This window comes from Burkholderia sp. MS389, from assembly GCF_016899425.1.
GTDB classification, from domain to species: Bacteria; Pseudomonadota; Gammaproteobacteria; order Burkholderiales; family Burkholderiaceae; genus Burkholderia; species Burkholderia sola.
The window spans coordinates 3,245,712-3,265,233 of the sequence record NZ_CP045994.1 but is presented as its reverse complement, the minus strand read 5'-3'; the positions used below and the strand labels follow the sequence as shown (position 1 = coordinate 3,265,233).

Sequence of the window (19,522 nt, the reverse complement as noted above, 5' to 3'; positions counted from 1 at the left end):
ACGATGGACCTTAATTTCACTCCCGAAGAGGAAGCGTTCCGCACGGAAGTGCAGCGCTTCCTGCAAGCCGAACTGCCGGAGCGCATCGCGCGCAAGGTGAAGGGCGGCCTGCACCTGACGCGCGACGACATGCGCAAATGGCATGCGATCCTCAACGCGCGCGGCTGGCTCGCGAGTCACTGGCCGCGCGAATACGGCGGCCCCGGCTGGAGCGTCGCGCAGAAGTTCCTGTTCGACAACGAATGCGCGCTCGCCGGTGCGCCGCGCATCGTGCCGTTCGGCGTGAACATGCTCGGCCCAGTGCTGATCAAGTACGGCAGCGAAGCGCAGAAGCGCCACTGGCTGCCGCGCATCCTCGACGGTACCGACTGGTGGTGCCAGGGCTATTCGGAGCCGGGCGCCGGTTCCGACCTCGCGGCGGTGAAGACGAGCGCGGTGCGGGGTGTGGACGCGCAGGGCGATCACTACGTCGTGAACGGCCAGAAGACATGGACCACGCTCGGCCACTACGCGAACATGATCTTCTGCCTCGTGCGCACCGCGACCGACGTGCGCAAGCAGGAAGGCATCAGCTTCCTGCTGATCGACATGAACACGCCGGGCGTCGAAGTGCGCCCGATCATCACGCTCGACGGCGAGCACGAGGTGAACGAGGTGTTCTTCACCGACGTGCGCGTGCCCGTGGAGAACCTCGTCGGCGAAGAGAACCGCGGCTGGACCTACGCGAAATACCTGCTCACGTACGAGCGCACCAACATCGCCGGGATCGGCTTCTCGACCGCGGCCCTCGACCGGCTGCGCGCGGTCGCCGCGAAGGTCACGAAGAACGGCCGGCCGCTCGCCGACGATCCGTTCTTCGCGGCACGCGTCGCGCGCGTCGAGATCGAGCTCGAAAACATGCGCACGACCAACCTGCGCGTGCTGGCCGCGGTCGCGGGCGGCGGCGTGCCGGGCGCGGAAAGTTCGATGCTGAAGATCCGCGGCACGCAGATCCGCCAGGAGATCACCGCGCTGATGCGCCGCGCGATGGGGCCGTACGCGCAGCCGTTCGTCGACGACGCGCTCGACGCTGATTATGCCGGCGAACCGGTCGGCCCCGATGAAGCCGCGAGCGCCGCGCAGCAGTATTTCAACAACCGCAAGCTGTCGATCTTCGGCGGCTCGAACGAGATCCAGAAGAACATCATCGCGAAGATGATGCTCGGGCTGTAAGAGGGACGCGACGATGGATTTCCAGCACACAGAAGACCGCCGGATGCTGGCGGACACGTTGAACCGCTTCATCGCCGAACAGTACGCGTTCCCGGTGCGCGACCGCATCGCGCAGTCGGCCGAAGGCTTCGACCGCGCGATGTGGCAGCGCTTCGCCGAACTCGGCACGGTCGGCGCGCTGTTTGCCGAAGCCGACGGCGGCTTCGGCGGCGCGGGCTTCGACATCGCCGTGGTGTTCGAATGCCTCGGACGCGGGCTCGTCGTCGAGCCGTTCCTCGGCGCGCTGCTCGCGGGCCGTGCGCTGGCGCTCGCCGGCGGCGATGCGCATCGCGAGCGGCTCGCCGCGCTGATCGACGGCAGCGCGAGCGCCGCATTCGCGCACGACGAACCGGGCTCGCACTACGAACTGACGACGGTGCGCACGCGCGCCGAACGGTCGGGCGACGGCTGGGTGCTGACGGGCGCGAAGGGCGTCGTCGACCAGGCCGCGCAGGCGGCGTTCTTCGTCGTCAGCGCGCGCGTGTCGGGCAACGACGACGACGCGGCCGGCATCGGCCTGTTCGTCGTGCCGGCCGATGCGCCGGGCGTGTCGCTGCGCGATTACAGGAAGATCGACGGCGGTCGCGCGGCCGAAGTGCGCTTCGAGCGTGTCGCGCTGCCGGCCGATGCCGCGCTCGGCGCGCCGGATGCACTCGACGGCGAAGCGGGCGCCGAACTGCTCGAACGCGTGCTCGGCTACGGGCTGCTCGCGCTGTCGGCGGAAGCGCTCGGCGCGATGGACGTCGCAAAGGCGCACACGCTCGACTACCTGCGCACGCGCAAGCAGTTCGGATTGCCGATCGGCAGCTTCCAGGCGCTGCAGCACCGGATGGCCGACCTGCTGCTCGAAGTCGAGCAGGCGCGCTCGGCGGTGATCAACGCGGCCGCGCAGCTCGATGCGCCGCGCGCGGTGCGCGAGCGCGCGCTCTCGGCGGCGAAATACAGCATCGGCCGGATCGGCACGCTGGTCGCGGAAGAAAGCATCCAGTTGCATGGCGGGATCGGGATGACGTGGGAGCTGCCGCTGTCGCATTACGCGAAGCGTCTCGTGATGATCGATCATCAGCTCGGCGACGAGGATCACCACCTCGCGCGCTACATCGCGCTGTCGAAACAATAAGCGCGGAAAACGCGAATGGAGGAGACGACGATGACGAACGACACGCGCGCGCTGCCGCTGGCCGGCGTGAAGGTGCTCGATTTCTCGCGCGTGCTCGCGGGCCCGTGGTGCGCGATGGTGCTCGCCGATTTCGGCGCGGAAGTGATCAAGGTCGAGCATCCGGCACGCGGCGACGATACGCGCGACTGGGGGCTGCGGATCGGCGACACCGAGACCACCTATTTCAACAGCGTGAATCGCAGCAAACGGTCGATCTGCGTCGACCTGCAGACGGAAGCCGGCCAGCGCATCGCGCGCGAGCTGGCCGCGCAGGCCGACGTGGTGCTCCACAACTTCAAGTGCGGCGGCGCGGAGAAGCTCGGGCTCGGCTACGACGCGCTGGCCGAACTGAATCCGCGGCTCGTGCATTGCGCGATCTCCGGCTACGACCGCTCGGGCCCGGAGGCCGCGCGGCCCGGCTACGACCTCGTCGTGCAGGGCGAGGCCGGGCTGATGGCGCTGAACGGCGAGGCTGGCCAGCCGCCGCTGAAGTTCGGCGTCGCGGCGGTCGACCTGTTCACCGGCATGTATTCGGCGCAGGCGATCCTCGCCGCGTTGTACGAGCGCCACGCGACCGGGCGCGGGCGGCGCATCGAGATGGCGCTGTTCGACTGCGGGCTGATGATCACCGCGTACTACGGGCTCGACGCGCTGCTGATGGGTGAGGACCCGCCCCGCTACGGCAACGCGCATCCGTCGATCGTGCCGTACGGCGTGTTCGACGCGGCCGACGGCCCGCTCGCGATCACGGTCGGCAACAACACGCAGTTCGCGCGTTTCTGCGATGCGATCGGGCGGCCCGATCTCGCCGCGGACGAACGCTACAGGACCAACCTTGGCCGCTCGGAGAATCGCGCCTGCCTGCTGCCCGAGATTCGCGGCGAACTCGCGCGCCGCTCGCGCGCGACGCTGCTGGCGGCGCTCGCCGAGGCGGGCATTCCGTGCGGCGAAGTGCTCGGATTGCACGAAGCGCTGACGTCCGAACGCGCGACCCGCGCCGGGCTCGTCACGCGGCAGCCGCATCCGGTCGCGGGCGGCGTCGACGTGCTCGCGCCGCCGTACCGCTTCGACGGCGCGCGGCTGCCGGTGCGCGGTGCGCCGCCGGTGCTTGGCGCGGATACGGACGCGGTGCTCGGCGGCTGGCTCGGGATGTCGGCGGAGGACGTCGCGCGGCTGCGGGCGGATCGCGTCGTGTAGATCGCTTGTTCCGCCGCGGCGCGGGCGGTGAGTCGACGCGCGCCGACCATGCCACGCAACACCGCTCGCCATGACGAGCCGGAAATGGAGACACCATGGAGCTTTCCGTCATCGAATCGGTCACGGCGCGCCGCGACTACCAGCAGCTCGTGCGGGCCCGGCGCCGCTTCAGCTTCACGCTGACGGCGCTGATGATCGCCACGTACTACGGCTTCATCCTGCTCGTCGCGCTCGCGCCGCACGTGCTCGCCGCGCCGCTGTACCGCGGCGCGACGACGACGGTCGGGATCGCCGCGGGCGTCGCGATCATCCTGGTCGCGATCGGCCTGACCGCGTGCTACGTGCTGCGCGCGAACCGTGCGTTCGACCGCCGCGTCGACGCGATCCTGCAACGTTCGTGACGGAGCCCGACATGCGATGCATTTCGAGCGCGCCCGGCGCGCTGGCCATCCTCGTTTCCCTCGTTTCCTCCACCGCCCATGCGACCGGCGTTGCCGGCCCGATGCCCGACAAGGTCGAGCTGAACCCCGTCGCGATCGGGATGTTCTTCGCGTTCGTGTTCGCGACGCTCGCGCTCACGCGCTGGGCCGCGCGCCGCACGCGCTCGACGCGCGACTTCTACACGGCCGGCGGCGGCATCACCGGGTTGCAGAACGGGCTCGCGATCGCCGGCGACTACATGTCGGCCGCGTCGTTCCTCGGGCTGTCCGGCATGGTATTCATGTTCGGCTTCGACGGGCTGATCTACTCGATCGGCTTCCTGGTCGGCTGGCCGTTCGTGATGTTCCTGATCGCCGAACCGCTGCGCAACCTCGGCAAGTTCACGTTCGTCGACGTCGTCGCGTACCGCTTCGCGCAGCGGCCGATCCGGCTGCTGACCTCGGCGAACGCGCTGACGATCGTCGTGCTGTACCTGGTCGTGCAGATGGTCGGCGCGGGCAAGCTGATCCAGCTGCTGTTCGGGCTGTCGTACGGCACGGCCGAGCTGATCGTCGGCGTGCTGATGGTCGTCTACGTGTTCTTCGGCGGGATGACCGCGACCACCTGGGTGCAGGTGATCAAGGCCGTGCTGCTGCTGTGCGGCGCGACGCTGCTCGCATTGCTCGCGCTCGGCGAATTCGGCTTCAGCATCGACGCGATGTTCCGTCGCGCGGTGGCCGTGCATCCGGGCGCGCTGTCGATCATGGGGCCCGGCAAGCTGATCCGCGACCCGGCCAACGCGCTGTCGCTCGGCATCGCGCTGATGTTCGGCACGGCCGGCTTCCCGCACATCCTGATGCGCTTCTTCACGGTGCCGAACGCGAGGGAGGCGCGCAAGTCGGTGCTCTACGCGACCGGATTCATCGGCTACTTCTACCTGCTGACCTTCGTGATCGGCTTCTCCGCGATCGTGCTGCTCGCGCAGCATCCGGAATTCTTCCGGCTCGGCGCGAACGGCACGTTCAACCTGACGCACGACCTGCTCGGCGGCTCGAACATGGTCGCGGTGAAGCTCGCGCAGGCGGTGGGCGGCAACTGGTTCTACGGGTTCATCGCGGCCGTCACGTTCGCGACGATCCTCGCGGTGGTCGCGGGGCTGACGCTCGCCGGCGCGACGACGATCTCGCACGACCTGTATGCGCAGATGTGGGCGCGCGGCAAGCCCGACGAACGGCTCGAGATGCGCATCTCTCGCGCGGCGACGATCGGGCTGTCGGCCATTGCGATCGCGCTGTCGATCCTGTTCGAGCACGTGAACGTCGCGTTCATGGTCGGGCTCGTCGCGGCGGTGGCCGCGAGCGCCAATTTCCCGGTGCTCGCGATGTCGATCTTCTGGCGCGGGATGACCACGCGCGGCGCGGTGCTCGGCGGCGGCCTCGGCCTCGTGTCGGCGGTCGCGCTCACGGTGCTGTCGAAGTCGGTGTGGGTCGACGTGCTGCACCATGCGCATGCGCCGGTGTTCCTCGACAACCCGGCGCTGGTGTCGGTGCCGCTCGCGTTCGTCGGGATCGTGGTCGGCTCGCTCGCGGATCGCGGCGAACGCGCACGCCGCGAGCGCGACGCGTTCGCTCGGCAGGAGTTCTATGCGCAGACGGGCGTGCTCGCGAGCCGCGCCGTCCACCATTGATTCATCCGATGAAACGATGCATCCGTCCGGATCGCCGGACGGATATTTTCCGGAAATCCGGAATACCGGATTTCCTTGCCTGCCGCATTATGGGAAATACAATGAAAACAACGGCTTGAGGGGTTCCGGAAACCTGGCATCGACCTTGCGATATAAAGCGCACGGCCATCCCCCGGCCGAACTACTACAGCAAGCAAGGAGACAACCGATGACCACTGCCTTCCTCCCCCTCGGGATGTCCTGAGGCATCGCTTGTTGCGGCACGGCAGCCGCGCGGGCGAGTGACTCCCCTGACATTCGTCCGCGCGCGTGACGCCGTTTCCATCGGCTCATCTACTTCAGCAGGAACCATCGTGAAGAAGAAACCCTTCTACAAAGTGCTCTATGTGCAGGTGATCTTCGCCATCATCGTCGGCGTGATCCTCGGCCACTACTACCCGGCGCTCGCCACCGACATGAAGCCGCTCGGCGACGGCTTCATCAAGCTGATCAAGATGGTGATCGGTCCGATCATCTTCTGTACGGTCGTCACCGGCATCGCCGGCATGGAGGACATGAAGAAGGTGGGCCGCGTCGGCGGCAAGGCGCTGCTGTACTTCGAGATCGTGTCGACCTTCGCGCTGCTGCTCGGCCTCGCGGCCACGCACATCCTGCGTCCGGGCGTCGGCTTCAACATCGATCCGGCGACGCTCGACGGCAAGGCCGTCGCGTCGTACGCGGCGAAGGCGCACGGGCAGTCGACGGTCGACTTCCTGATGCACATCATCCCGAACACGATGGTCGACGCGTTCGCGCAGGGTGAAATCCTGCAGATCCTGCTGATCGCGCTGCTGTTCGGCAGCGTGCTCGCGCACCTCGGCGAGCGCGGCAAGGTCGTGACCGACTTCATCGACGGCCTGACGCGCGTGCTGTTCGGCATCGTGCACATCGTCACGAAGCTGGCCCCGATCGGCGCGTTCGGCGCGATGGCGTTCACGATCGGCAAGTACGGTGTCGGCTCGCTGGTGCCGCTGCTCAAGCTGATCGGCACGTTCTACCTGACGTCGGTCGTGTTCGTGCTGGTCGTGCTCGGCGGGATCGCGCGCGCCACCGGCTTCTCGATCATTCGCTTCGTGTCGTACATCAAGGAAGAGCTGCTGATCGTGCTCGGCACGAGCTCGTCGGAAGCCGCACTGCCGCAGCTGATGGAAAAGCTCGAGAAGGCCGGCTGCTCGCGTTCGGTCGTCGGCCTCGTCGTGCCCACCGGTTATTCGTTCAACCTCGACGGCACCAACATCTACATGACGATGGCCGTGCTGTTCATCGCGCAGGCGACCAACATCGAGCTGACGTGGATGCAGCAGCTCACGCTGCTGGCCGTCGCGATGCTCACGTCGAAGGGCGCGAGCGGCGTGACGGGGGCGGGCTTCATCACGCTCGCCGCGACGCTGGCCGTCGTGCCGACGATCCCGCTGTCGGGCATGGTGCTGATCCTCGGCATCGACCGCTTCATGAGCGAATGCCGTGCGCTGACCAACATCGTCGGCAACGGCGTGGCGACCGTCGTCGTGTCGGCATGGGAGAAGGAGCTCGACCGCAACAAGCTGCGCCAGGCGCTGAAGGGCGGCGGCGAAGTCGCGCCGACCGAGAAGACGGCCGGCGTCTGACCCGATGAACGAGCAGGCGGCGGCACCGCCCGCCGGCCGTGCGGCCCGCGGCGGCCGGGGTATCGATGCGCAGGCCTATGACACAATAGGCGATCCGCATCGCCAGGAAGCCTCGACCGTGACGCGCCGCCTGCTCATCCTCGTCGTGCTCGCCGCCGCGCTCGTCGCGGCATGCGCGCTCACGTGGGCGATCACCTGGCAGCGCGGCGTCGCCGAGCTGCAGCGCAATGCCGCGGTGCGCGTCGATCGCACCACCAACGCGCTCAAGAGCACGCTCGACCGCTACGAATCGCTGCCTTATCTGCTCGGCAGCCATCCGTACGTGCAGGATCTGCTCGCCGAGCCGAAGCGCGGCGACTACACCGCCCGCGTCAACCGCTATCTCGAAGACCTCAACGAACACGCGCACGCGACCGTCACCTACGTGATCGGCGCGGACGGCCTGTGCGTCGCCGCCAGCAACTGGCGCGCGCCCGACAGCTTCGTCGGGATCGAATACCGTTTCCGCCCGTATTTCCTCGACGCGATGAACGGCCGGGTCGGCCGCTTCTTCGGTATCGGCACGATCTCGCGCGATCCCGGCTACTACATCTCGCAGCCCGTGTGGCACGACGGCAAGATCGCGGGCGTCGTCGTCGTGAAGCTCAACCTCGAATGGTTCCAGGGCGCCGATGCGTCCGAGCCGCTCGTCGTCGTGGACGATCACGGTGTCGTGTTCCTGTCGTCGGTGCCCGCGTGGAAGTACCATACGCTGCGCCCGCTCACGGGGCCTGTGGCCGCATCGATCTACGAAACGCGCCAGTACGCGCAGCAACCGGTCACGCCGCTGCCGCTGCGCGTCGAGCAGACGCTCGGCGCCGATGCGGAAATCGTGCGCCTGGGCGCCGGCCGGCGCGCGCCGCGCTTTCTCGCCAGCAAGCGTCGGATCGGCGAGCCCGACTGGCAGCTCGTCACGCTCGCGCCGATCGCGCCGATCGATGCCGATGCGCGCAACGCGACGATCGTCACCGGCTTCGGCTTCGTGTCGGTCGCGCTGCTCGCGTTCTACTGGCGGATGCGCCGCGCCCGCGTGCGCGAGATGATCCGCGGCCGTGCGCTGCTGCAACAGGCGTACGCGGAGCTGAACCGGCGCGTCGAGGAGCGTACGGCCGATTTGTCTGAAGCGAACGAGCAGTTGCAGAAGGAAGTCGGCGACCGGATCCGCGCGGAGCAGGAGCTGCGCGCCGCGCACGACGAACTGATCCAGGCGAGCAAGCTCGCCGCGCTCGGCCAGATGGCGGCCGGCATCACGCATGAACTGAACCAGCCGCTCGCGGCGCTGCGCAGCTTCTCGGACAACACGCGCGTGCTGCTCGATCGCGGCGAACAGGCCGCCGCGCGCGAGAATCTCGAGGCGATCGCCGCGCTCACCGAGCGGATGGGCAAGATCACGAACCAGTTGAAGCTGTTCGTCGGCCGCGCGAAGCCGCGCAACGAGCAGGCGCTCGTCGTGCGCGCGCTGCGCAGCGTGCTGTCGCTGCTCGACGAGCGCCTGCGCGGCGTCGCGCTCACGCTGACGCTGCAGGACGCGACCGTGTCGCCCGCGCAGGACGCGTCGCTCGATCTGGCGCGCGACTATCCGGAACTCGTCGCGCGCTGCGAGGACCTGCGCCTCGAACAGGTGCTGATCAACCTGCTCGGCAACGCGCTCGACGCGGTCGCCGGCGTCGCGGCGCCGGCCATCGAGGTGACGATCGCGGTGTCGGCCGCGACGCTCGCGGTCGAGGTGCGCGACAACGGCTCCGGCATCGCGCCCGATCTGCTGCCGCGCCTGTTCGAGCCGTTCTTCACGACCAAGGAAATGGGGCGCGGGCTCGGGCTGGGCCTTGCGATCTCGTCGTCGATCGCGAGCGACGCGGGCGGCGCGCTGACCGCACGCAACGCCCCGTCGGGCGGCGCGCTGTTCGTCTTGACGCTGCGTCGCGCCCGCACGCATCATCCGGACTCCGTGTCCGAGCCGGCGGGCTCGCATTAGCGCGAGCCCGCCGTAGGCCGCAGACCCGGTCGGCGAACGACCGGCATCAACGAGCGCCGCGCGCGAGCGCTGCGCCTGTCAGGAGCAAGTGACCAAGATGGCCAACCGGCTGCAAGTGATCTATATCGAGGACGATGCGCTCGTGCGCCGGGCGAGCGTGCAGAGCCTTCAACTGGCGGGCTTCGACGTCGCCGGCTTCGAATCGGCCGAGGCGGCCGAGAAGGCGATCGTCGCGGGTACCGCCGGCGCGATCGTCAGCGACATCCGGCTGCCCGGCGCGAGCGGGCTCGACGTGCTCGCGCAGTGCCGCGAGCGCGTGCCGGACGTGCCGGTGATCCTCGTCACCGGGCACGGCGACATCTCGATGGCCGTGCAGGCGATGCGCGACGGCGCGTACGACTTCATCGAAAAGCCGTTCGCGGCCGAGCGCCTGATCGAGACGGTGCGCCGTGCGCTCGAACGCCGCGAGCTCGTGCTCGAGAACCACGCGCTGCGGCGCGAGCTGGCTGGACAGAACGTCGTCGCGCCGCGCATCATCGGCCGCAGCCCCGCGATCGAGCAGGTGCGCAAGCTGATCGCGAACGTCGCGCCGACCGACGCGTCGGTGCTGATCAACGGCGACACGGGCGCCGGCAAGGAGCTGATCGCGCGCAGCCTGCACGAGCTGTCGCCGCGCCACGACAAGCCGTTCATTGCGGTGAATTGCGGCGCGCTGCCCGAGCCGATGTTCGAATCGGAGATGTTCGGCTACGAGCCCGGTGCGTTTACCGGCGCCGCGAAGCGGCGCGTCGGCAAGCTCGAATACGCGTCCGGCGGCACGCTGTTCCTCGACGAAATCGAAAGCATGCCGCTCGCGCTGCAGGTGAAGCTCTTGCGCGTGCTGCAGGACGGCGTGCTCGAGCGGCTCGGCTCGAACCAGCCGATCCGCGTGAACTGCCGCGTGGTCGCAGCCGCGAAGGGCGACATGAGCGAGCTCGTCGCGGCCGGCACGTTCCGGCGCGACCTGCTGTACCGGCTCAACGTCGTGACGATCGCGCTGCCGCCGCTCGCCGAGCGCCGCGAGGACATCGTGCCGCTGTTCGAGCACTTCATGCTCGATGCGGCCGTGCGCTACGGGCGGCCCGCGCCGGTGCTCACCGACCGGCAGCGCGCGAGCCTGATGCAGCGCGACTGGCCGGGCAACGTGCGCGAGCTGCGCAACGCGGCCGACCGCTTCGTGCTCGGCGTGGCCGACATGCCGCCGGAAACGGGCGCGGGCGACGACGCCGACAACGACCAGACGCTGAAGGAGCGCATCGAGCAGTTCGAGCGCGCGGTGATCGCCGAGGCGCTGAACCAGACGGGCGGCGCGGTCGCCGCGACGGCCGACCGGCTGCACGTCGGCAAGGCGACGCTGTACGAGAAGATGAAGCGCTACGGGCTGTCGGCGAAAGGCGAAACCGAGCGCTGAAAAGCAAACGGACCGCAGTGCGGTCCGTTTCGCGGAGCAGGGCGCGGTGTGCGGCCCTGCGAGTCCTGTCGTGCGGCGCTCAGGCCGCGTTGCCGTCGAGCGCCTTCTTGAGCAGCGCGTCGAGTTCCGCGAATTGCGGCGCGCCGACGTAGCGCTTCAGGATCTTGCCGTCCTTGTCGACGACGAAGGTCGTCGGCGTGAGCTGCACGTTGCCGAACTGCTTCGCGACGCTGCCGTCGTCGAGCGCGACCTTGAACGGCAACTGACGCGTCTGCGCGTAGTTCGCGACGTACATCGGCGGATCGTAGTTCATCGCGACCGCGACGAATTCGAGCCCCTGACCCTTGAAGCGATTGTAGGTATCGACCATCTGCGGCATTTCCTGCATGCAGGTCGCGCAGCTCGTCGCCCAGAAGTTCACGAGATAGACCTTGCCTTTCAGGTCGCCGCCGGTCGAGACCTTCTGGCCCGACAGCAGCGTGAAGGTCGCGTCCGGCACGCTGGACTTGCCGTTGAACGCGAAGAAGCCGGCGACGGCGATCGCCGCGACGACGGCGGCCGCGACGAGGTAGCGAACGGGGCCGGTGCTGCGGCGGGCGGGAGGCGTGGTGTTCATCTTGGTGCTCTCGGGGTCGATGACGCGGATCGATGCAAAGGACGTCGAAATTCGGCGCTTATTTTAGCGCGAATGCGGCGTGTGCATCGGCGGCGGCCGCGCATCCCCGTTTCAGGTTCGGTGGATAATCGCCGTTTTGCCTGCCGCGATCCATGCCATGCCGAAGGACGTCACCGATTCGTTGCGCCCCCTTTTTCGCCCGCTGCGGCACTTCGCCGCGCTCGCCTGCGTGAGCGCCGCGCTGGCCGCGTGCTCGCCGTCGTACGACTGGCGCACGCTGCACAACGACGCCGGCTACACGATCGACCTGCCGGCGAAGCCGACCGTCGAGGAGCAGCCGGTCGCGCTCGGCGGCAAGTCGATGCCGATGCGGATGCAGGCCGCGCACGTCGACGGCGCGGTATTCGCGGTCGGCACGCTGACGTTGCCGGACGATCGCGACGACACACGGCGCGCGGCGCTCGACTTCCTGCGCGCGGGACTGTCGCGCAACCTCGAAGGCACGCCGCAGACGGCGTCGGTGCCGGTGCCGCTCGCCGCCGGCGGCGCGGTGAACGGGCTCGAACTGCGCATCGCGGGCGCGGCCGCCGGCGGCGATCGCGCGCGCAAGACGATCGTCGCGCGGCTTGCCGTGCGCGGCCGGCACGCGTACCAGGCCGTCGTGATCGCCGACGGGCCGCTCGCGCAGGAGCAGCTCGACCAGTTTTTCGGCTCGTTCAAACTCGATTGACGGTGGCCGGCGAGGGCGCTCAGACACGCGGTGACAACTGAAAGTTCATTCGCAGCTTTCGACGCTAATCGCCGGATTTTGCGAGAGTTTTTCGACTATCCACAGCGCATGTGGATAACTTTGTTGAAAAGTCGCGCGTATTTCCCGCAAAGCCGCGCCGGACGGCCTTCCGGCTCGTTTGGTCGCCCGTTCGACGTTTGAGAAAAATCAATTAAAACAACAGGATACGAATTCGGTCCGGCAAAGGCCGCGGCGAGCCGCGATCCGGGGCCGGATGAGTGGAATTGTGTATAAGTCAAGTCTTGACAGCCTGATTTTGTCCTCCTCGCGCGCTCACAGTGCCGTCAGCGCGCGCCGGTAGCGGATCGCCTCGGCGATCTGCGCGGCCGTCGGCAGCGGGTCGCCGGCCAGGTCGGCGATCGTCCGAGCGACTTTCAGCACGCGGAAATACGCGCGCGCCGACCAGCCGAAGCGCTCGCCGGCCTCGCGCAGCAGCCGCTCGCCCTCGTCGGTCGGCCGGCACAGGTCGTCGGTTTCGCGGCCGCTCAGCATGTGATTCGTCTTGCCCTGCCGCTCGAGTTGCAGCGCCCGCGCCTGTGCGACGCGGGCGGCGACCGCCGCGCTCGGCTCGCCGGGCGCCGTCGCGCGGGTCGCGAGTTCGGCCGGCGACAGCGCGGGCAGGTCGATCTGGATGTCGATGCGGTCGAGCAGCGGCCCCGACAGCTTGCGCAGATAGCGCGCGGCCACGTCCGGCGAGCAGCGGCAGCGCCCGGACGGATCGCCGTGCCAGCCGCACGGGCACGGGTTCATCGCGGCGATCAGCTGGCACGCGGCAGGGAAGTCGGCCTGCTGCGCCGCGCGCGAGATCGTGATGCGGCCGGCTTCGAGCGGCTCACGCAGCATTTCCAGCACGTGCCGGTCGAATTCCGGCAGTTCGTCGAGAAACAGTACGCCGAGGTGCGCGAGCGTGATTTCGCCCGGCTGCGGCGGATTGCGGCCGCCCACCAACGCGGCGGCGCTCGACGAGTGATGCGGCGAACGGAACGGCCGGCGGCGCCACTGCGCGGGCGAGAAGCCGAGCCGGCTCGCGGACAGCAGCGCGGCCGAGGTCAGCGCCTCGTCATCGGTCAGCGGCGGCAGCAGCCCGGCGAGGCGCGCGGCCAGCATCGACTTGCCGGCCCCGGGTGGGCCGACCATCAGCATGTGATGCCCGCCCGCGGCCGCGACTTCCAGCGCACGCCGCGCGCCGCGCTGGCCGACGACGTCCACGAGGTCGGGCGCGGCGGGCGCCGGCAAGCCGTCGAGACAGGGCGCCGCGACCGGCGTGAGCCGTCCGTCCGGCGCATCGGCGAGGTGCGCGCACAGCGCGGGCAGGTCGCGCGCACCGAATACGGTCACGCCCGGCACGAGCGCGGCCTCGGCGGCGCTGTCGAGCGGCAGGTACAGCTCGGGCGGACGCGATGCCGCGACGGACTCGCGCGGTGCGCCGGCATTCAGGCCCGCGCCGCCGACGACGCCCGCGCCGCATGCGTCCGCCCGCCAGTCCCGCGCGGCGCCGCACGCCATCGCGAACGCGCCGCGCATCGGCCGCAGCGCGCCGGTCAGCGACAGCTCGCCCGCGAATTCGCGGCCGGCCAGCGCGTCGGCCGGGATCTGGCCGTTCGCGGCGAGGATGCCGAGCGCGATCGGCAGGTCGAAGCGGCCGGATTCCTTCGGCAGGTCGGCCGGCGCGAGATTGACGGTGATACGGCGCACCGGGAATTCGAATCCGCAGTTCTGCAGCGCGGCGCGTACGCGCTCGCGGCTTTCGCGGACTTCGAGATCGGGCAGCCCGACGATCGAGAACGACGGCAACCCGTTGGCGAGATGGACTTCGACGGTGACGTCCGGCGCGCGGCCGGAAGCGGGCGCGCGACTGCGCACCACGGCGAGCGACATGGCGAGGCTCCTGCATGACAGGCGGCGACGGCCGTTCGGGGCCGCATGCCGCGGGAATCGGAGAAATCGGTGCGCGCTTGCCGGCGTGGCGCGGGGAAAGAACGAGGTGTTGCGAACGACGAACAGCGATGGACTGCGAAGAGCGATGGACTACGAAGAGCGGAGGGTGCAGCGAAGAACGACGGACGACGAAGCGGGGCGGAACGGCTTCGGGTGGCGGGCGCAGGCCGCACGACGCGGCCCGCGCCCGGACCTTGCGGCCGGGTGGGGCGTCAGGCCTGCGGGGCGGCGAGCCTCTGCTCGAGTTCCGCGACGCGCTTTTCGAGTTCCTCGAGCCGCACGCGGGTGCGGGCGAGCACCTGTGCTTGGGTGTCGAATTCCTCGCGCGTGACGAGGTCGAGCTTCGAGAAGCCTTGCGACAGCATGGCCTTCACGTTGCGCTCGACGTCCTTGGCCGGCGAGTTTTTCAGCAAATCGCTGACGCGCGACTGCAGATCGTTGAAAACGTCGCTGGGTTGCTTCATGTGATTCCCCTTCCTTGCACAAAAAATGTGCATCTTCAGTTGCGTACGTGCCCATGATGCACGCATGACCGGAAATGGTGCGCGCGGGGCGCGAATTCCGGGCATGGCGCCCGCATGGGTGAATGGCCCGGCGATCCGGGACGTGCGTGCACTCTAGCAACGATCCTTTCGCCGCGCCAGCAAACCGGCCGATGTTGGCCATTCGGCCGGGCTTCGGCGCCTTACACCGCGGGATATGACCCCGTTCCGGAGCCCTTCGAGACGGTGTTCGGGCCAACATGGCATGCGAGTTGCTGAGAAGAGTCCGTTACAACATTCCAACTCTATTCGACGGGACAACCCAGCGAGAGGACTTCATGAAACTCATTACCGCAATCATCAAGCCGTTCAAGCTCGATGAGACGCGCGAGGCGCTGTCGGCGCTTGGCGTCTCCGGCATCACGGTGACGGAGGTGAAAGGGTTCGGGCGCCAGAAGGGGCATACCGAGCTGTACCGCGGCGCCGAATACGTGGTCGATTTCCTGCCGAAGATGAAGATCGAGGCGGCCGTGTCCGACGATCTCGTCGACCAGGCGGTGGAAGCGATCGAGCGGGCCGCGCGCACGGGCAAGATCGGCGACGGCAAGATCTTCGTCACGCCGATCGAACAAGTGATCCGGATTCGCACCGGGGAGACAGGCGCGGACGCGCTGTAACAGAACAGACAAGACAAGCGACAAGAGGAAACCCAAGATGCGCAAACTTCTGATGTCCCTGCTGATGGCCGGCTCGCTGATCGCGGCCGGCGTCGGTTCCGCGCTCGCGGACGACGCGGCGTCCGCCGCGGCTGGTTCCACCGCGGCTGCTTCGGCACCCGCCGCCACGGCTTCCGACGCATCGGCTGCCGCAGCCCCGGCCGCTTCTGCGCCGGCCGCCGACGCATCCGCCACCGCCGCTGCCGCACCGGCTTCGGGCGCGACCGACGCATCGGCTGCCGCCGCCGCGTCCGCGCCGGCCGCCCCGGCTGCGCCCACCGCCCCGTTCTCGGTCGATTCGTCGAAGATCAGCGCGGGCGACACCGCGTGGATGCTGACGTCCACCGCGCTCGTGCTGTTCATGACGATCCCTGGCCTCGCGCTGTTCTACGCGGGCATGGTCCGCAAGAAGAACGTGCTGGCAACCGTGATGCAGAGCTTCGCGATCACCGCGGTGATCACGGTGCTGTGGACGGTGGTCGGCTACAGCCTCGCGTTCACGCCGGGCAACGGCTTCATTGGCGGCCTGTCGCGCGTGTTCCTGCACGGCATGAACTACATCAAGGGCGACAAGGCGACCACGCTGACCGTCAGCCACCTCGCGTCGACGATTCCGGAATCGGTCTACTTCGTCTACCAGATGACGTTCGCGATCATCACGCCGGCGCTGATCTGCGGCGCGTTCGCCGACCGGATGAAGTTCTCGGCGATGCTCGTGTTCATGACGCTCTGGTCGCTGATCGTCTATGTGCCGATCGCGCACATGGTGTGGGAGCCGACCGGCTGGCTGTCGGCCGACGGCGTGCTCGACTTCGCGGGCGGCACGGTGGTGCACATCAACGCCGGTATCGCGGGCCTCGTGTCGTGCCTCGTGCTCGGCAAGCGCGTTGGCTACGGCCGCGAATCGATGGCGCCGCACAACCTGGTGCTGACGATGATCGGCGGCTCGATGCTGTGGGTCGGCTGGTTCGGCTTCAACGCGGGTTCCGCGGTCGCGGCCGACGGCCGTGCCGGCTTCGCGATGCTGACGACGCAAGTCGCCACCGCGTGCGCGGCGCTCGGCTGGATGTTCGCCGAGTGGATCGCCAAGGGCAAGCCGTCGGTGCTCGGCATCGTGTCGGGCGCGGTCGCGGGTCTCGTGGCGATCACGCCGGCAGCCGGCTTCGTCGGCGTACCGGGTGCGCTCGTGATCGGCATCGCGGCGGGCGTGATCTGCTTCTGGTCGGCGACGTGGCTCAAGTCGAAGCTCGGCTACGACGATTCGCTCGACGCGTTCGGCGTGCACGGCATCGGCGGGATTCTCGGCGCACTGCTGACCGGCGTATTCGCGGTCAAGGACATCGGCGGCTTCGACGGCAGCCTGCTGCTGCAGGCGAAGGGCGTGCTGATCACGCTGGTCTACAGCGGCGTGCTGAGCTTCGTGCTGCTGAAGCTGATCGACCTGACGATCGGCCTGCGCGTGACGGAAGAGGAAGAGCGCGAAGGTCTCGACGTGATCCTGCACGGCGAGCACGTGGAATAAGTCACACGAATCCATGGCGGGCCGCCGCGCAGACGGCGCCCGCCCCGAATGAGCGCAGCGACTTCGACCCGCCCACCCGGCGGGTTTTTTTTCTCCTGTCACCCACTGCCGTAGCGGATAACCCTTCACGCTATCGGGTCAATAGCCGAAAACTTCCTCGTAACCCTTGCGAAGCCGGGAACAATCCCCAAATGGGCAAGGCAATTGCTCTACAATCTTCATTCTCCCGCTCGCGAGTGATTCATGGTTCCCCACCTCGTTACCGCGTTGAACGGTCCGCTGCTCGAACTCGAGCAGAAGATCCTCGACGCGACGCCTGCGATCGAACGCTGGTTCAGGCTCGAATGGCAGGAACACACGCCGCCGTTCTATTGTTCGGTGGACCTGCGCAATGCCGGCTTCAAGCTGGCGCCCGTCGACGCGAACCTGTTTCCCGGCGCGTTCAACAATCTGCCGTCCGAAGTGCTGCCGCTCGCCGTGCAGGCCGCGATGGCCGCGATCGAGAAGATCTGCCCGGACGCGAAGAATCTGCTCGTGATTCCCGAGCTCCCGACCCGCAACGCGTTCTACCTGGAAAACGTCGCGCGGCTCGCGACGATCATGCGCCAGGCCGGCCTGCACGTGCGCTTCGGTTCGCTCGACCCCGGCATCACCGACATGACGCCGATCACGCTGGCCGACGGCCAGAAGATCGTGCTCGAACCGCTCGAGCGTTCGCAGCGCCGCCTCGGCCTGAAGAATTTCGATCCGTGCTCGATCCTGCTGAACAACGACCTGTCGGCCGGCATCCCGGCCGTGCTGGAAAACCTGCACGAGCAATATCTGCTGCCGCCGCTGCACGCGGGTTGGGCCGTGCGCCGCAAGTCGACGCACTTCGCGTGCTACGACGACGTCGCGAAGAAGTTCGCGAAGATGGTCGGCGTCGATCCGTGGATGGTGAATCCGTATTTCGCGCACGTGGAAGGCGTCGACTGGCAGGCGCATGAAGGCGAGCAGGCGCTCGCCGACGCGATCGACGGCGTGCTGAAGAAGATCGCGCGCAAGTATCGCGAATACGGGATCAGCGAGAAGCCGTACGTCGTCGTGAAGGCCGACGCGGGCACCGCGGGCCGCGGCGTAATGACCGTGCACGACGCGGCCGAGATCGGCCGCATGACGAAGGCCGAGCGCGCGCAGATGGCCGAATCGAAGGCCGGCCTCGCGGTGCGCGACGTGATCGTGCAGGAAGGCGTCTACACGTTCGAGCGCGTCGGCGACGAAGTGGCCGAGCCGGTTGTGTACATGATCGACCGCTACGTGGTCGGCGGCTTCTACCGCACGCACGGCGGCCGCGAGCGCGACCAGAACCTGAACGCGCCCGGCATGCATTACGTGCCGCTCGGCTTCGAGCACACCGCGCTGCCGGATGCAGGCGCCAAGCCGGGCGCCGCGCCGCCGAACCGTTTCTACATGTATGGCGTGGTCGCGCGGCTGTCGCTGATCGCGTCGTCGATCGAACTGGAAAAGACCGACCCCGAAGCCATCCAGGTGTAACGGACCTTCGCTACGTACAGGACCCGCATGGACATTCTTTTTATCGCCGACCCGCTCGAGCGTTTCAAGATCTACAAGGATTCGACCTACGCGATGATGGCGGAGGCCGCCCGGCGCGGGCATGCGGTGTACGCGTGCGAACCGCGCCATCTCGCGTGGACGGGCTCGGCGGTCGAGGCCGACGTGCGGCGCATCACGTTCGTCGGGGAACTGGACGACCTGCATCGCGACACCTGGTTCGAAGCCGGCGCGGTCGACGCGCGCCGTCTCGAATCGTTCGGCGCGGTGCTGATGCGCAAGGATCCGCCGTTCGACATGGAATACGTGACGTCGACGTGGCTGCTCGAGCTGGCCGAGCGCGCCGGCGCACGCGTGTTCAACAAGGCGCAGTCGATCCGCGATCATTCGGAGAAGCTCGCGATCGGCGAGTTTCCGCAGTTCGTCGCGCCGACGCTCGTCACGCGCGACGCGCAGCGTCTGCGCGCGTTCCACGCCGAGCACGGCGACGTGATCCTGAAGCCGCTCGACGGGATGGGCGGGATGGGCGTGTTCCGCGTGAAGCCGGACGGCATGAACCTCGGCTCGATCGTCGAGATGCTGAGCCACGACGGCACGCGCTCGGTGATGGCGCAGAAGTTCATTCCCGAGATCAAGGCCGGCGACAAGCGCATCCTGCTGATCGGCGGCGAGCCGGTGCCGTATTCGCTCGCGCGGATTCCGCAGGGCAGCGAGGTGCGCGGCAATCTGGCCGCGGGCGGGCTCGGCGTCGCGCAGCCGCTCACATCGCGCGATCGCGCGATCGCCGACACGCTGGGGCCGGTGCTCGCGTCGCGCGGGCTGCTGCTGGTCGGGCTCGACGCGATCGGCGACTGGCTGACCGAGGTGAACGTCACGAGCCCGACGTGCTTCCGCGAGATCATGGAGCAGACGGGCTTCGACGTCGCCGCGATGTTCATCGACGCGCTGGAGCGTGCGGCCGCGTAGGCCGCCTCCCGCGCAACTCCGGCGGCGGCCGCGCAGGTCCCCCGTCGCCGGAGCAGCTTGATCGGCCTGCTACAATGCCCGCTTGCCCGGTGCCGTGATCGGCGCACCGAAGGCCCG

The 19,522-nt window shown here is 68.3% G+C and carries 16 protein-coding genes; 13 read left to right on the top strand and 3 right to left on the bottom strand.

Annotation, left to right across the window (positions count from 1 at the left end; translation table 11 throughout):
* Positions 1-3: 3 nt before the first annotated feature.
* From GJG85_RS15200 to GJG85_RS15165, 8 genes are all read left to right on the top strand, one after another.
* Positions 4-1,212, top strand: a complete 1,209-nt coding sequence (locus GJG85_RS15200) for an acyl-CoA dehydrogenase family protein (protein WP_050014732.1) — start codon at positions 4-6, stop codon at positions 1,210-1,212.
* A 13-nt stretch (positions 1,213-1,225) separates the two neighbouring features.
* The gene (locus tag GJG85_RS15195) at positions 1,226-2,371 is read left to right on the top strand and encodes an acyl-CoA dehydrogenase family protein (protein WP_089488847.1); all 1,146 of its coding nucleotides are present in this window, start codon (positions 1,226-1,228) and stop codon (positions 2,369-2,371) included.
* Positions 2,372-2,401: 30 nt separating this feature from the next.
* On the top strand, positions 2,402-3,607 hold the full coding sequence (locus tag GJG85_RS15190; protein ID WP_204383429.1) for a CaiB/BaiF CoA-transferase family protein: 1,206 nt from the start codon (positions 2,402-2,404) through the stop codon (positions 3,605-3,607).
* A 95-nt stretch (positions 3,608-3,702) separates the two neighbouring features.
* Positions 3,703-4,008, top strand: a complete 306-nt coding sequence (locus GJG85_RS15185) for a DUF485 domain-containing protein (protein WP_014895931.1) — start codon at positions 3,703-3,705, stop codon at positions 4,006-4,008.
* An 11-nt stretch (positions 4,009-4,019) separates the two neighbouring features.
* Entirely contained in the window at positions 4,020-5,714 is a 1,695-nt protein-coding gene (locus tag GJG85_RS15180) for a cation acetate symporter (RefSeq protein ID WP_050014739.1), read from the top strand.
* 353 nt (positions 5,715-6,067) lie between these two features.
* Positions 6,068-7,360 (top strand): dicarboxylate/amino acid:cation symporter, encoded by a 1,293-nt coding sequence (locus GJG85_RS15175; RefSeq protein WP_050014741.1) that lies wholly within the window; start codon positions 6,068-6,070, stop codon positions 7,358-7,360.
* A 4-nt stretch (positions 7,361-7,364) separates the two neighbouring features.
* Complete coding sequence (locus tag GJG85_RS15170; RefSeq protein ID WP_050014743.1) at positions 7,365-9,374, top strand: ATP-binding protein; 2,010 nt, start codon at positions 7,365-7,367, stop codon at positions 9,372-9,374.
* Between the two features lie 97 nt (positions 9,375-9,471).
* Positions 9,472-10,824, top strand: coding sequence for a sigma-54 dependent transcriptional regulator (locus tag GJG85_RS15165; RefSeq protein WP_050014744.1), 1,353 nt, complete (start codon positions 9,472-9,474; stop codon positions 10,822-10,824).
* Positions 10,825-10,903: 79 nt separating this feature from the next.
* Here the strand turns inward: GJG85_RS15165 and GJG85_RS15160 are convergent, their stop codons facing one another.
* Positions 10,904-11,440 carry a TlpA disulfide reductase family protein gene (locus tag GJG85_RS15160; RefSeq protein ID WP_050014745.1) on the bottom strand — a complete coding sequence of 179 codons (537 nt, stop codon included), beginning with the start codon at positions 11,438-11,440 and terminating at the stop codon, positions 10,904-10,906.
* A gap of 157 nt (positions 11,441-11,597) precedes the next feature.
* On the opposite strand from GJG85_RS15160, the gene GJG85_RS15155 reads away from it, so the two are divergent.
* Complete coding sequence (locus tag GJG85_RS15155) at positions 11,598-12,170, top strand: hypothetical protein (RefSeq protein WP_050014746.1); 573 nt, start codon at positions 11,598-11,600, stop codon at positions 12,168-12,170.
* Positions 12,171-12,503: 333 nt separating this feature from the next.
* On the opposite strand, the gene GJG85_RS15150 is transcribed toward GJG85_RS15155, so the two are convergent.
* Together GJG85_RS15150 and GJG85_RS15145 are read right to left on the bottom strand one after the other, a co-directional pair.
* Positions 12,504-14,108 (bottom strand): YifB family Mg chelatase-like AAA ATPase, encoded by a 1,605-nt coding sequence (locus GJG85_RS15150; RefSeq protein WP_089488846.1) that lies wholly within the window; start codon positions 14,106-14,108, stop codon positions 12,504-12,506.
* A 272-nt stretch (positions 14,109-14,380) separates the two neighbouring features.
* A complete protein-coding gene (locus GJG85_RS15145; RefSeq protein WP_050014749.1) occupies positions 14,381-14,632 on the bottom strand; it encodes an accessory factor UbiK family protein in 252 nt (83 codons plus the stop codon).
* A 356-nt stretch (positions 14,633-14,988) separates the two neighbouring features.
* Here GJG85_RS15145 and GJG85_RS15140 point away from each other — a divergent pair, with 356 nt between their 5' ends.
* The 4 genes from GJG85_RS15140 (at position 14,989) to gshB (ending at position 19,405) form a co-directional block, all read left to right on the top strand.
* Entirely contained in the window at positions 14,989-15,327 is a 339-nt protein-coding gene (locus GJG85_RS15140; RefSeq protein ID WP_006398175.1) for a P-II family nitrogen regulator, read from the top strand.
* A 37-nt stretch (positions 15,328-15,364) separates the two neighbouring features.
* Positions 15,365-16,888, top strand: coding sequence for an ammonium transporter (locus GJG85_RS15135; protein ID WP_050014755.1), 1,524 nt, complete (start codon positions 15,365-15,367; stop codon positions 16,886-16,888).
* Positions 16,889-17,131: 243 nt separating this feature from the next.
* Entirely contained in the window at positions 17,132-18,421 is a 1,290-nt protein-coding gene (gshA, locus tag GJG85_RS15130; protein WP_050014757.1) for a glutamate--cysteine ligase, read from the top strand.
* Between the two features lie 27 nt (positions 18,422-18,448).
* Positions 18,449-19,405: a glutathione synthase gene (gene gshB, locus GJG85_RS15125; protein WP_050014759.1), complete on the top strand. Its 957-nt coding sequence runs from the start codon at positions 18,449-18,451 to the stop codon at positions 19,403-19,405.
* Positions 19,406-19,522 lie beyond the last annotated feature (117 nt).

Coding starts and splice junctions, on each gene's coding strand:
- GJG85_RS15165 (WP_050014744.1), top strand. CDS start 9,472: ATGGCCAACCGGCTGCAAGTGATCTATATCGAGGACGATGCGCTCGTG.
- GJG85_RS15190 (WP_204383429.1), top strand. CDS start 2,402: ATGACGAACGACACGCGCGCGCTGCCGCTGGCCGGCGTGAAGGTGCTC.
- GJG85_RS15140 (WP_006398175.1), top strand. CDS start 14,989: ATGAAACTCATTACCGCAATCATCAAGCCGTTCAAGCTCGATGAGACG.
- GJG85_RS15180 (WP_050014739.1), top strand. CDS start 4,020: ATGCGATGCATTTCGAGCGCGCCCGGCGCGCTGGCCATCCTCGTTTCC.
- GJG85_RS15170 (WP_050014743.1), top strand. CDS start 7,365: ATGAACGAGCAGGCGGCGGCACCGCCCGCCGGCCGTGCGGCCCGCGGC.
- gshA (WP_050014757.1), top strand. CDS start 17,132: ATGGTTCCCCACCTCGTTACCGCGTTGAACGGTCCGCTGCTCGAACTC.
- GJG85_RS15185 (WP_014895931.1), top strand. CDS start 3,703: ATGGAGCTTTCCGTCATCGAATCGGTCACGGCGCGCCGCGACTACCAG.
- GJG85_RS15155 (WP_050014746.1), top strand. CDS start 11,598: ATGCCGAAGGACGTCACCGATTCGTTGCGCCCCCTTTTTCGCCCGCTG.
- GJG85_RS15160 (WP_050014745.1), bottom strand. CDS start 11,440: ATGAACACCACGCCTCCCGCCCGCCGCAGCACCGGCCCCGTTCGCTAC.
- GJG85_RS15195 (WP_089488847.1), top strand. CDS start 1,226: ATGGATTTCCAGCACACAGAAGACCGCCGGATGCTGGCGGACACGTTG.
- GJG85_RS15150 (WP_089488846.1), bottom strand. CDS start 14,108: ATGTCGCTCGCCGTGGTGCGCAGTCGCGCGCCCGCTTCCGGCCGCGCG.
- GJG85_RS15200 (WP_050014732.1), top strand. CDS start 4: ATGGACCTTAATTTCACTCCCGAAGAGGAAGCGTTCCGCACGGAAGTG.
- GJG85_RS15135 (WP_050014755.1), top strand. CDS start 15,365: ATGCGCAAACTTCTGATGTCCCTGCTGATGGCCGGCTCGCTGATCGCG.
- GJG85_RS15145 (WP_050014749.1), bottom strand. CDS start 14,632: ATGAAGCAACCCAGCGACGTTTTCAACGATCTGCAGTCGCGCGTCAGC.
- gshB (WP_050014759.1), top strand. CDS start 18,449: ATGGACATTCTTTTTATCGCCGACCCGCTCGAGCGTTTCAAGATCTAC.